The organism is Candidatus Eisenbacteria bacterium, assembly GCA_016235265.1.
GTDB lineage: Bacteria > Eisenbacteria > RBG-16-71-46 > RBG-16-71-46 > JACRLI01 > JACRLI01.
This window is the reverse complement of record JACRLI010000001.1, coordinates 1-12,725: the sequence shown is the minus strand read 5'-3', so window position 1 is coordinate 12,725 and position 12,725 is coordinate 1. Positions and strand designations below refer to the sequence as shown.

General features: G+C 70.4%; 9 protein-coding genes, 2 tRNA genes and 1 other RNA gene. 11 read left to right on the top strand and 1 reads right to left on the bottom strand.

Annotation, left to right across the window (positions count from 1 at the left end; genetic code table 11):
• The first annotated feature begins 209 nt into the window (after positions 1–209).
• From rpsU to rnpB, 10 genes are all read left to right on the top strand, one after another.
• Positions 210–401 (top strand): 30S ribosomal protein S21, encoded by a 192-nt coding sequence (gene rpsU, locus HZB25_00060; protein ID MBI5835616.1) that lies wholly within the window; start codon positions 210–212, stop codon positions 399–401.
• 25 nt (positions 402–426) lie between these two features.
• Entirely contained in the window at positions 427–1,005 is a 579-nt protein-coding gene (locus HZB25_00055) for a CvpA family protein (protein MBI5835615.1), read from the top strand.
• Positions 1,006–1,030: 25 nt separating this feature from the next.
• Entirely contained in the window at positions 1,031–3,379 is a 2,349-nt protein-coding gene (locus tag HZB25_00050; GenBank protein MBI5835614.1) for a Smr/MutS family protein, read from the top strand.
• Positions 3,376–5,148 carry a DNA primase gene (dnaG, locus tag HZB25_00045; GenBank protein ID MBI5835613.1) on the top strand — a complete coding sequence of 591 codons (1,773 nt, stop codon included), beginning with the start codon at positions 3,376–3,378 and terminating at the stop codon, positions 5,146–5,148. The genes HZB25_00050 and dnaG overlap by 4 nt, the downstream gene beginning before the upstream one ends.
• A 29-nt stretch (positions 5,149–5,177) precedes the next feature.
• Positions 5,178–7,247 (top strand): RNA polymerase sigma factor RpoD, encoded by a 2,070-nt coding sequence (rpoD, locus tag HZB25_00040; protein ID MBI5835612.1) that lies wholly within the window; start codon positions 5,178–5,180, stop codon positions 7,245–7,247.
• Between the two features lie 95 nt (positions 7,248–7,342).
• Positions 7,343–7,419, top strand: a tRNA-Ile gene (locus tag HZB25_00035).
• Positions 7,420–7,493: 74 nt separating this feature from the next.
• Positions 7,494–7,569 (top strand) — tRNA-Val (locus HZB25_00030).
• A gap of 172 nt (positions 7,570–7,741) precedes the next feature.
• Positions 7,742–8,458 (top strand): hypothetical protein, encoded by a 717-nt coding sequence (locus HZB25_00025; GenBank protein ID MBI5835611.1) that lies wholly within the window; start codon positions 7,742–7,744, stop codon positions 8,456–8,458.
• Positions 8,425–8,895: a ribonuclease HI family protein gene (locus HZB25_00020; GenBank protein MBI5835610.1), complete on the top strand. Its 471-nt coding sequence runs from the start codon at positions 8,425–8,427 to the stop codon at positions 8,893–8,895. The genes HZB25_00025 and HZB25_00020 overlap by 34 nt, the downstream gene beginning before the upstream one ends.
• A gap of 25 nt (positions 8,896–8,920) precedes the next feature.
• An RNA gene (gene rnpB, locus HZB25_00015) (RNase P RNA component class A) lies at positions 8,921–9,309 on the top strand.
• A 136-nt stretch (positions 9,310–9,445) separates the two neighbouring features.
• On the opposite strand, the gene HZB25_00010 is transcribed toward rnpB, so the two are convergent.
• Positions 9,446–10,099 (bottom strand): succinate dehydrogenase, encoded by a 654-nt coding sequence (locus HZB25_00010; GenBank protein MBI5835609.1) that lies wholly within the window; start codon positions 10,097–10,099, stop codon positions 9,446–9,448.
• Positions 10,100–10,606: 507 nt separating this feature from the next.
• Here HZB25_00010 and HZB25_00005 point away from each other — a divergent pair.
• The gene (locus HZB25_00005) at positions 10,607–12,568 is read left to right on the top strand and encodes a fibronectin type III domain-containing protein (protein ID MBI5835608.1); all 1,962 of its coding nucleotides are present in this window, start codon (positions 10,607–10,609) and stop codon (positions 12,566–12,568) included.
• Positions 12,569–12,725 lie beyond the last annotated feature (157 nt).

The following is a 12,725-nucleotide window of genomic DNA, read 5'->3' as shown; positions in this document are numbered from 1 at the left end:
GAGATATGGAGCCATCCCGACGTCCCGGCACAGCCCGCGGGCGGGCGGGGAGGGCCGGGCCGCCTCCGGCCGGCAGTAATGGCTCCGCGGTTGACACGGCATTTCCCAGAGATTACGATGTAGCGGGTAGTTACGCGCCTACCCCATGGGGTGCGCGAACGCAAAGGTCGATCCCGTTTTGACATGCAGTGCCCGAGGGGGGAGATTGAGTGCCCGGCATTAGGGTCAAGGAGGGCGAGTCGTTCGAGAGTGCCCTTCGCCGTTTCAAGAAGAAGTGCGAGAAGGCGGGCATCCTTGCGGATCTGCGCCGTCACCAGCACTTCGAAAAGCCCAGCGAGCGCCGCAAGCGCAAGCTGAACGCTGCGAAGCGCAAGAACCTGGCGCGTCGCATGGAGAATTAGCAGCGCTCTCCGAACGAGTGCCTGAATGAACTGGCCGGATGTCCTGGCGGTGGTCCTCGTGGTCTTGGCCGCGGTGTCGGGGCTCCGCAAGGGCTTCTGGCTGGAACTTGTGTTTCTCTTGGGGGTCTGCCTGGCCGTGCTCACGAGCGCCTGGCTGACCCCCAAGCTATCTGTGCTCATTCCCGGCCACGGCGGCCGCTTCCACGACACGCTGCGCGCGATCACGTTCGTGGTGGTGGCGCTGTTCTTCGTGGGGCTGTACCAGTGGCTGGGGGAACGCACCCGGGGCCTGGTGCCGAAGGCGCTCGAGCCCCTGGACCGCCTCCTCGGCCTGTTCCTGGGCGCCGCGAAGGGCGTGGTCCTGGCCGGGCTGGTGTTCCTGGCGCTCCTGCAGCCGCTCTTCCCGGGCAAGCTCCGCCCGGCGGTGCGCTCGTCGCACGCCGCCCGGGCGGTGGTGCTCGCGGACGCGATCGTGGCCGAGGCGCTCGCCACCCGTTTCCCCGCGCTCCGGGCGATCGCCCATGCGCTGTCGGGCTCCCTGCTCCCGGACCCCGCGCCCGTTCCCGGCGGGGCCCCGAGTCCACCGAAGACTCCCGTGACCTGATTCGAGAGGTTTCGAAGCCACCCGCATGCTGGAACAACCCGATCCGAGAACCCGGCAGGCCCTGGACCTCGACCGACTGCTGGGGCTGATGGCGGGCCGCACCCGCACCGCGCACGGTCGCGAGTGGGTGCGCGCGCTTGCGCCGCTGCCCGCGGACGCAGCCGCACGGCGCTCCGCGCTGGTGGGCGAGATGCGGCTGCGCCTGGAGGAGGGCTCGGGCGGGTGCGCGCTGCCCTCTGCGGACATGCGCCCCTGGATCGCCCGCACGGGCGAGGGCGGGGTGGTCCGTCTCGAGATGGAAGAGTTGCGCGACGCCGGCCAGGCCCTGGAGGCCGCCGAAGCCACGCGCCTGGAGCTCAGCTCCCTGGACTCGACCGCCTACCCGGGGCTGCGCCTGCTGGGGCAGGAGCTGCCGGAGCTGGAGCCCACCGCCGCCCTCTTCCATCGGACCTTCGACGCCCAGGGCAACATCCGCGACGACGCCACGCTCGACCTGCAGCGGCTGCGCAAGCGCCTGGAACGGCTGGATGGCGAGATCCAGGCGCGCGTGGAAAAGCTCCTGGGCAAGCTGGGCCCGTACCTGGCCGAGCAGTACGTGACGCTGCGCAACGACCGCTACGTGTTCCCCGTCCGCGCCGACAGCCACCGCAAGGTGCCCGGGTTGCTGCACGGCCAGTCGGGCACCGGCGCCACCTGGTTCGTGGAGCCCTTCGAGGTGGTGGAGCTCAACAACGAGCGCAACGAGGTCCGTCTCGAGGAACAGGCGGAGGTGGACCGGATCCTGAGGGCGCTCACCACCCGCCTGCGCGAGCAGCTGCCCGAGCTGCGTCGCGCCTCCGAGCTGCTCGCCGAAGTGGACTTTCTCGAGGCGCTGGCCCGCAGCAGCCGGTTGTGGCAGGCGCGTGCCGTGGATCGCTCCCCGGCGGCGGTGCTGGAGCTGCGCGGGGTGCGCCACCCGCTGCTGGTGGAGCAGCGCGGCGGCTCGGGCTCGGTGGTGCCCCTGGACCTCAGCCTCGACGACGACCGCGCGGGAACCCTGATCACCGGCCCGAACATGGGTGGCAAGACGGTGGTGCTCAAGACCGTCGGGCTCACCGTGTACCTGGCCGCGAGCGGGGCCCACGTGCCCGCCGGGGCGGGCACCGTGGTGGGCGATTTCGAGGGGCTGTGGGCCGACATCGGCGACGCCCAGAGCCTGGAGCGCGACCTGAGCACCTTCGCCGGGCACCTGATGCGCCTGGACCAGGTGCTGGCCGCGGCCGGTCCCCGGGCGCTGGTGCTGTGCGACGAGCTCGGCACCGGCACCGACCCGGCGGAGGGCGCGGCCCTGTCGCGGGCCTTCCTGGAGGCGCTGCGGGCCCGGGGCGCGCGGGTGCTGGCCACCAGCCACCTGGGAGCCCTGAAGCTCTTCGCGGGCGGGGATTCGGGCTACGCGAATGCCTCCATGGAGTTCGAGCCGGGCACGTTCCAGCCCACCTACCGGCTGCGCAGCGGGGTGCCCGGCGGCAGCCATGCGATCGAGATGGCCCAGCGGCTGAACTGCCTCGAGGCGCTGCTGCCGCGCGCGCGCGCCCTGCTCGACCCGGAGGAGCGCGACGCGCAGCGGTTGCTGGAGGCGCTCGGCCGGCTCACGGAGCTGCAGCAGCGCACGCTGGCCGAAGGCCAGGCGGCCGCCGGTCGGGCGGAGCAGCTGTCCGCCGAGCTGAACCGCCGGATCGGGGAATGGGAGCAGGAGCGGCTGCGGCTGCGCGACACCACGCGCGAGGACCTGGACCGCAAGCTGGCCGAGGCGGAGCGCTGGATCTCGGATATGAAGGCCGCGGCGCGGGCGAAGAACCGGGAGGCCATGCGCGAGGCGCGCCAGCGGCTGGAGCAGCGGCTGCAGGAAGTGGCCCCGCCGCCCACGCCACCCTCCCGGTGGCACGAGTTCCAGCCCGGGGAGCGGGCGCGGCTGCCGCGCCTCTCGGCCACGGTGGAGATCCTGAGCGCCCCCGGTTCCGACGGGCGAGTGTGGGTGGCCGCCAGCGGGGTCCGGGTCCAGGCGCATGCCTCGGAACTGGAGCCGCTGGCCCCCGCGGCCATCCAGCCCGTGCCGCTGCGCAACGTCGAGCTGGCCGAGGAGCGCTCGGCGGAGGCCGAGGTGGATCTGCGCGGCCTCACCGTGGCCGAGGCGGAGGAGAGGCTGGAGCAGGCGCTGGATGACGCGCTGCTGACCGGCCTGCACGAGCTGCGCATCATCCACGGCAAGGGCACCGGCGCGCTGCGCAAGCGGGTGGACGAGATGCTGCGCGTTTCGAAACTGGTGCGCGGCCACCGGCTGGGCAACTGGAACGAAGGCGGCGCGGGGGTGACCGTGGCGGACCTGGACACATGAGCGATCCCTTCGTCACGCAGGTCCGCGAGCGCGTGGACATCGTGGAGGTCGTGGGCCAGTACGTCGAGCTCAAGAAGGCCGGCAAGGCGTGGAAGGGGCGCTGCCCGTTCCACGAGGAGAAGACCCCCAGCTTCCACGTGAACCAGGACCGCCAGCTCTTCCACTGCTTCGGCTGTTCCAAGGGCGGGGACGTGTTCCGGTTCCTGATGGAGCTGGAGAAGCTGACCTTCCCCGAGGCCCTGGAGAAGCTGGCCGCCCGGGCCGGGCTGCAGGTGCCCCGGAGGGACCCCCGCTCGGCGGCGGAGCGGGGCCTGGCGGAGGTCGTGGACTTCGCTGTCCGCTATTACGAGGACGAGCTCAAGCACCCCGAGCGGGGCCGGGAGGGGCGGACCTTCCTGAAGACCCGGGGGATCAAGGCCGAGACAGTAGTGGATTATCACCTCGGGCTCGCCGGGGCCGGTTGGGAGGGCCTGGTGCGGGCCGCCCGAGGAAAATTCCCCGATTCGGCCCTCCTCGAGGCTGGTTTGTGCGTCCAAAAGGAAGGTGGGGCCGGGGCTTACGACCGTCTGCGGCGCCGGCTGGTGATCCCCATCGCCAGCCCCGGCGGGGTGTGGATCGGCCTGGCAGGACGGGCCCTGGCGGACGGGGAAGTGAAGTACTTGAACACGGCGGACTCAAACCTGTATCATAAAAGTTCTGTCCTCTACGGGCTGCCCCAGGCACGCCCCTTCATTCGTCAAAGTCAAAGGGCGATTCTGGTCGAAGGTTACCTGGACGTACTTACCTTGCACCAGGCAGGCGTGCGCGAAGCCGTGGCATCGTCGGGCACCGCGCTGACGCTGGAACATGCCCGTCTGTTGAAGCGTTTTACAGACCAGGTGCTGGTGCTCTACGACGGCGACGATCCCGGGCGGGCCGCGGCGTTGCGGTGTCTGCGCCCGCTGCTGCGCGCGGGGATCCGCCCCAAAGTGGCGTTCCTGGAGGGCGGCGAGGACCCCGACAGCCTGATCCGCAAGCGCGGCGCCGGGGCCATCGCCCCGGTGCTGGACGGCGCGCCCGACTGGCTCGAGGTGCTGCGCCGCCACCCGGACCTGCCGGCGCGGCCCGAGGCGCGGCTGGAGGCGCTGGCCGGGCTGCTGGCGGAGGTGGAGGACGAATTGCTGCGCGCCTCGTTCACGCGCGAGGCGGCGCGCGAGTTCAGCGTTTTCGAGGACGTGCTGCGCGGCGCCGTGGAGCGCCGGCGCTCCCTTCCGGGGGCCCAGGCGAACATCCGGGCCGGCTCGGGCGGCGCGGCGGCGCGCCCCGAGAGGAGGCCGCGGGACCTCGCGGAGCACGGGCTGCTGCGCTGGATGCTGCACCGGCCCGCGGTGTTGGAGCAGCTCTCGCCCCTGGCGGGCGAAGCCTGGTTCGAGGGGCCCGCGGAGCGGGAGGAATTCCGGGCGCTGGCGAGGTACATGGCGCAGCCCCTGGAGGAGCCGCCGGCGGTGCTCATGGAGCTGATGGCGATGCCCCCGGAGGAGGGGCTGCAGGAGGACCAGGCGTACGTGCTGGCCGCCACGCTCGAGGAGCGGCGGATCCGGCGCGAAGTGACCCGGGTGCGGGATTCGCTGCGCGACCGCGCCGGGGACGAAGAACGGCGGGAAGGCATGCGGCGCATCCAGGAGCTGGAGGCGACGATCCAGGACTTGAAGTCCAGGGCGGGCGAGGCCCTGCTGGAACAGATCGACACGGCGAGGCGACTCGGGGATGGCGGCGCGGCGGCGCGCTAGGCTCCGCGCGGGAAGGATCGCAACGGCACATGGCGGCAAAGAAGAAGACCACGACTGCGAAGAAACCGGTGGCCAAGCCGGTGGCGAAGGCGGCCCCTCCGGTGGCGAAGGCGGCCCCTCCGGTGGCGAAGGCGGGCGCCAAGGCGCGCCCGGCCCCGGCCCCGGATCCCAAGGCGAAGAAGTCGGCGCGGCCCAAGGCCGAGGCGAGGGGTGCCGCGGCCGCGGGAGCCGCCAAGGCCGCGCCGGGCGCCGCGGTCGAGGACATCAAGGTCCGGGCGCAGCGCCAGGGCTACGTCACCCACGAGCAGATCGAGTCCTCGCTCCCGGACGACTTCTCACCGGAGCAGATGGACGAGCTGTTCGTCGAGCTCAGCCACCTCAAGATCCAGGTCTACGACACCGAGGCCGAGGCCCAGAAGCAGGCCGAGAAGCGCGTGCGCAAGGAGGAGGCGCAGCGCGCCGAGGCCAAGCCCGCCGCGCCCCAGCCGCACGTGCGCTACGACGATCCGGTCCGCATGTACCTGCGCGAGATGGGCCGCGTGCCACTGCTCGACCGCGAGGGCGAGGTGAAGATCGCCCGGCGCATCGAGGACGGTGAGCGCCGCGTGCGCCAGGCCCTGTTCCGGAGCGCTTCCACGGTGCGCGAGCTCAAGTCGCTGGCCCAGAAGCTGCGCGAGGACAAGATCCGCCTCGACGAATTCGTGCAGCTCGACTTCCAGGGTGGCAGCCCCGAGGCGGCCGCCCCGGTCCCGGGCAAGCCGCTCACCGGCAAGGCCGCGCGCGAGGCGCGGGAGGCCGCCCTCCGCGAGGCGGCCAAGGAGAAGGAGCGCCGCGACGGCACCCCGGCGCGCGAGAAGCGCAAGGTGCTGGACGTGATCCGCAAGGTGGACCGCCACCAGCAGGTGCTGGTGAAGCTGCGGGTCCAGGCGCAGAAGGGCGCGCGGCGGCTGGGTGAGAAGGCCCGGGTGAAGACGCAGCAGGCCATCGAGAAGACCGAGCGGGGGCTGTTGGAGGAGATCGACAAGATCAACTTCAACCCGCGCCTGATTGACCGTCTGAGCAAGCGGCTCAAGGACCTGGCCGACCGACTGCGCGAGGCCGAGACCGAGATCGCGGTGTTCGAGCAGGAAATCGGCTACGGGTTCGAGGACGTGAAGGAATTCTGCCGCCGCATCAACCGCGGCAAGAGCGCCGCGCGCGGCGTGGTGCGCGAGAGCGGTCGAAAGGTGGAGGACCTCGAGGAGGCCTGCCGCAAGATCAAGAACAGCCAGCGCAAGATCCACCGCATCGAGGAGGAGGCGCAGATGCCCACTCCCGAGTTGCGCTACGTTGTGGACGAGATCCTGCAGGGCGAGCGCGAGCGCGACAAGGCCAAGCGGGAGATGATCGAGGCCAACGTGCGGCTGGTGATCTCCATCGCCAAGCGCTACACCAACCGCGGCCTGGAATTCCTGGACCTGATCCAGGAGGGCAACTCCGGGCTCATGCGGGCGGTCGAGAAGTTCGACTACAAGAAGGGCTACAAGTTCTCCACCTACGCGACATGGTGGATCCGGCAGAGCATCACCCGGGCGATCGCCGACCACGCCCGCACCATCCGCGTGCCGGTGCACATGATCGAGGCGATCAACAAGGTGGTGCGCGTCTCCCGGCGGCTGGTCCAGGAACTGGGTCGCGAGCCGACGCCCGAGGAGATCGCGGTCAAGCTGGAAATGCCCGTGGACAAGGTGAAGAGCGTGCTCAAGGCGGCGCAGGAGCCGATCTCGCTGGACCGGCCCATCGGCGAGGACGACGACTCCAACCTGGGTGACTTCATCGAGGATACCGCCGCGGTGTCCCCGGCGCGGGCGGCGACATTCGCCATGCTCAAGGACCAGGTGAACAAGGTGCTCGAGACGCTGAGCAAGCGCGAGGCCAAGGTGATCCGGCTGCGCTTCGGGCTCACCGAGGACGGCTGCCCGCGGACGCTGGAGGAGGTCGGGGTGCTGTTCAACGTCACCCGCGAGCGCATCCGCCAGATCGAGGCCAAGGCGCTGCGAAAGCTGCGGCACCCCACGCGCAGCCGGGAGCTGAAGCGGTACGAAATCGACCTGATGTAACCCGGGCGGCACGCGTCCCGGGAGGTGGTTGGGGCGTTGACCCGGGGTGGGGCGCCGTGGTAGTTTTCCCACCCGGGTCGCGCAGAGCCTCGCGTGGGCCCATAGCTCAGGTGGTTAGAGCAACCGGCTCATAACCGGTCGGTCCTTGGTTCAAGCCCAAGTGGGCCCACCAACACGAGGGCCGGCGCAGATGCGCCGGGAAGGCCGGGGCCGCAAGGGCCCGGAAGGCAGCCTGGAATCCACGGAGGGCGGGTAGCTCAGTTGGGAGAGCGCCGGTATCACAAGCCGGAGGTCACAGGTTCAATCCCTGTTCCGCCCACCATTCTTGCGGTGCAGCCGGGTGCGCGAATGAACGCGCGCCCGGCTGCGCGTTTTCCGCGCCGGCCCGCCGGGGGTCTTGCGCGGGGTGGTCCCGGCGCACGCGCTTCGCGTGCGCCGATTTCTTTTTCCGGGCGGAGCCTCGCGGACCGCGGCCGCCGCCCGCGGAGCGCCGCATGACTGAGGATCTGACCACCCTGGTGGAGCTGGCGCGGCAGGACACGGCCTGGGCCGAGGTCCGCCGCGCGCTGGAGGAGTTCCCCGCCCGGCTGCACGAGCTGGACCGCAGGCTCGAGGAGCTGAAGAAGGGCGCGGCCGAAGCCCGGGCGGCGCTGGAGGCCGGCCGCGTGGAGCGTCGCCAGATGGAAGGCCAGGCGCAGGATCTCGAGACCGAGCTGCGCCGGCTGAGCTCGCAGTTGCCCCAGCTCAAGACCAACGAGGCGTATGCCGCCATGCTCAAGGAGATCGACGGCGCGAAGGAGCGCCGCTCGGTCCTGGAGACCGGGGTGCTGGAGCTGATGGACCGCGAGGAGCGACAGTCCGCCACGCTGAAGGCGCGCGAGGCGGCGCTGGCCTCCAACACCGCCGTGCTGGATGGCGAGCGGCGCAAGCTGGAATCGGACCGCGTCGCGGTGCGGGCGCGCTCCGCGGAGACGGAAGCCGCGCGCGGAAAGCTGCTGGCGCGCCTGGCGGAGCTCAATCCCCAGGTGCGCGCGCGCTACGAGCGGCTGCTGAGCAGCAAGGGCGGGCACGCGGTGGGCCTGGTGGTGGCGAATGCATGCGGCGGCTGCCACGCCGCCCTGACCCCGCAGCTGCTGGCGGAAGTGAAGCGCCGTGACGAGGTCCGGGTGTGCCAGGGATGCGGGCGCCTGCTGGTGTGGGGCGAGGCGTGAGCACCGAAGGCGCCGGGAGCAGGCGGCCCGAGCAACGCCCATGGGTGTTGTCCACGGACGGCGCGGCGCGCGGCAACCCGGGGCCGGCCGGCGCCGGAGCCACGCTGGCCGATCCCTCGGGCAGCCTGGTGGACGAGCTCGGCGTGGGCCTGGGTCGCCTCACCAACAACGAGGCCGAGTATCACGCGCTGCTGCTGGGCCTGGAGATGGCCCGGCGCCACGGCGCCACCCGGCTGCGCGTGCGCATGGACTCGGAGCTGGTGGTGCGCCAGCTCGCCGGCCGGTACAAGGTGAAGTCCGAGCACCTGCGGCCGCTCTTCGATCAGGCCCGGAAGCTGCTGGCGGCCTTCGAGTCCGCGGAAGTGGTGCACGTGTTCCGCGAGCAGAACGGCGACGCGGACAGGCTCGCCAACCAGGGCATTGACGCGGCCTCCTGAAGGCCCCCACACTCGGATGTGGCGCGGAGCTTTCCTGGCGGTCGCGGCCGGGCTTGCCCGGTCCGAGGAAAGTCCGAGCTCCACAGGGCAGGGCGCTGGGTAACCCCCAGGGGGAGCGATCCCACGGAAAGTGCAACAGAGAGCAGACCGCCGACGTCGGCGCAAGCCGGCGGGCAAGGGTGAAACGGTGCGGTAAGAGCGCACCAGCGCCGGGGGCGACCCCGGCGGCTTGGTAAACCCCGCCTGGAGCAAGACCCAATAGGAGAGGAGAGGTGGCCCGCCTCGCGGTCCGGAGTCTTTCCGGACCACAACTCTCGGGTAGGTCGCTTGAGGCGGCGGGCAACCGCCGTCCCAGAGAAATGACCGCCTCGGTCGCAAGACCGAACAGAACTCGGCTTACGGAGAACTCCGCGCCACTATCGGACACGGCCCCCGCGGGAACCCCGCGGGGGCCGTGCGATTTTGGTCCTCTGGGAGCGGTACAAGTTCGACCAGGAGCGCGATCCTGGGCACCGACCCGAGGGGGCGAGCGCCTCTCCCGCGCCCGGAGCTACTTGGCGAGGAAGCCGGACATCGCCCAGAAACCCATGGCTGCCAGGGCCAGGAAACTCAACACCGCCACCCACGAGCCCGCCTTCTGGGCCCGAGGCCCGACCAGGATCCCCCAGTCCACGGCGAAGTTCCACAGACCGTTGGCCAGGTGGAAACTGGCGCCCAGGATGCCCAGCGCGTACACGCCCAGCGTGAGCGGGCTGCGGAACCCCTCGTTCAGGTGCTCCCATGCGATGGGCTGGTGGAAGAACACCTGCGAGAAGCGAGCCTTCACCAGGTGCGCGGGGATGAACAGCGCCAGGCCGATGGCGGAGGCGCGCTGCAAGGTGTACATCCAGTTCCGGAAGAATGTGAACTGCAGGAAGTTCGGTCGGGACCGGGTGGTCACGATGAAGCCCAGCACCGAGTGCCAGGCCAGCGGCAGGTAAACGGTGAGGAACGCCACCGCCAGGTGAAAGGGCTGCGCGTACAGCCGGCGGATATTCTCGTCGTACACCGCCGCCCCGGCGTGGGAGAAGGAATGGAAATAGAAGTGGTAGACCATGAACGTCCCCAGCGGCACGACCCCGAACAGGGACATCAGCCGGCGGGACGTGAAATGACCCAGGGCGGCGGATTCAGCGGCAGCGGGAACGGCGGCAGGTTCGCTCATCGGGCCTCCAAGCCAGTGTCGGACCCCACCCGGGAGCCCGGTTGAATTCGCAACACCCTAGCAAATTCCGGTGCCCCCCGGGAAGTGCCCAGCAAAGAGCCGGCCCCCTGAGGGCCGCCCGCGAACCGCCCGAAGGCGCAGTCCGGCAGCCCCGAGGGACGGTGACGGGGATCGATCCGGCGCAGCCGGACGACCCCGGCGCCGGCCCCTGCGACCCCGTCCGCGCACCCTCGGAGCCCTGGACTCCGGGCTGCCCGGGGGGGCGCATAGGGAGGCGAATCCGCCCCCCCCGAGGGGCACTTGCGCCCCCGAGCCCTGCTCTGGTACAGTGCGGCCAAACGGATTCGCCCCTCGGAGTCCCGCCTTCTCGTTACGAACCCCATCCCGTGCGAGATGACTGCCGCGGCGCCGGCCTCGGGCCGGCGCTCCCAACCACGGCGGGCAGAAGAGGTTGTGGCCCTGACCCTCTCCCTGGCATTCACTTTGGCCGGAGGTATGCCGTTTCCTATGCGACGTATCGGCTTCCTGATCCTTTGCCTTGGCCTGCTGCTGATGGGGCTGGCCTGCAGCAAGCGCTCGGACGTGATCCCTCCCGAGATCCCGGTCGCCTCGGTCCTGCAGACACCCGAAAGTGTGGACATCGGGCCGGACTACATCGCCCTGCGATGGACCGAGTCCACGGCCTCCAGCTTCACGTCCTACGAAGTCCATGAGCTCCCCGCGCTGGACGCTCAGCCGACCGCGAGCACGCTCCAGGCGATCGTCGGGGGCCGCACCAACACGCACTACGTGGTGCGCGGCCTGGTCCTGAACACCAGCCACGTGTACGCCATCCGCTCGGTCACCCGTTCCGGGGGCTCCGCGGTGAGCAACAGCATCCAGGTGCAGACGAAGAGCAACGAGGCGCCGCCGCCGATTCCAGTCACCCTGCTGGCCCCGGTGGACTCCAGTTACGACCGGGTACTGCTCCGCTGGACCGCCAACCGGGAACGGACCTTCGACCGCTACGTGGTCTACGCGAGCACGGTGTCCGGCTTCACACCCACCCCGGCCGAGTTGGTCGAGGTGAAGAGCACCTTCACCGACACTTCCACCGTGGTGCAGGAGCTGCGGGATACCACGACCTACTACTTCAAGGTCGCGGTGTACAACTTCGCCAACAAGGTGAGCAGTTCGAACCAGATCCGCTGCCGGACGCTGCCCAAGGGGGACATCACTCCGCCGCAGACCCCGGTGGTCACTGTGGGCGCGGTCACCAACACATCGGTGCAGCTCAGCTGGACTGCCAGCCCGGATACCGACTGGTCGTCGTACCGGATCCTCACGGACACCACCGACACGTTCAATCCCAAGGACGCGACCAAGATCGTCACCGACATCCGGGAAGTCGCCTCCACCTCGTACACGGTCACCGGGCTCCGCCCCGACAAGGCCCACTACTTCATGGTCACGTCGTTCGACCAGTCCGGCAATTCCAGCAGCAGCTTCTACACGTTCGCCCGGACCCGTCCGCCGGTGGACCCGCGGTACAAGTTCGGGGGCTACGGCACCGCGCCGGGACGGTTCCTCTCGCCGGAGGCCGCGGCGTTCGACGCCCAGGGCCGTCTGTTCGTCGCCAACACCGGGAACAACCGCATCGAGGCGTTCCTGGCGCCGGCCACCGGCGACACCAGCCTCGTGAGCGGCTGGAACGTGGGCGGCCCCGGGAGCGCGGTGTCGCTGCGACTGCCGCAGGGCGTGGCCACCGATCCCGCGGGCAACGTGTACATCGCCGACACCGGCAACAACCGCATCGTGGTGATTTCGCCGGACGGGACGCTGCTGCGCACGTTTGGCACCTTCGGCTCGGACTCCGCAGGCTACAATTCCCCGACCGCCCTGGCCGTGGACGACGAAGGCGCCGTGTGGATCTGCGACCGCGGCAACGACCGCATCAAGAAGGTGGACAGCCTCGGCCGCACGCTCGAGCTGCTGCCGAAGGCGGGGACGGTGAACCGCCCCTCCGGAGTCTGCTTCGAGCCGCACAGCCGGGAAATCTACGTGGCGGACCAGGGGCACCACCGCATCCTGCGGTTCCACCTGGACGGCAGCCGGTCCACGGACTTCGGCAACGGTCCGGGCTCCGAGGTGGGGCAGTTCAACCAGCCCACCGGGGTGACCACCGACGGCCTGGGGCGGATCTACGTGGCCGACACCGGGAACGACCGCTTCCAGGTGTTCCTGGCCGGTTCTCCGTCGCCGCTGAACGTGTTCGGGACCATCGGCCTCACCAACGGCAACGAGGATGTGCTGGCGGGCCAGCTGCTGCTGCGCAAGCCGCGCGGCATGGCCAACAGCGGCTCCAACGGCGTGATCATCGACACCGACAACACCCGGGCGATCGTGACCAACATCACCTTCGTCACCGCCCCGGAGCGCGGCCGGCACCTGCGCCCCGCGGTGCGGCCGCGGGTGGCGGCGCGCCGCTAGCGCCCGCCCGCCAGGGCAGCACGCTGCATTCGAAGGGCCCGGCCGGCCGGCCGGGCCCTTCGCTCCTTGTGCGCCAGGCATGGCGCATGTCTAGGAGGTGGGAGACCTCTGGGGGCCTTGGTAACAGGAACCCCTAGTCGAACAGCAACCGCGTCGT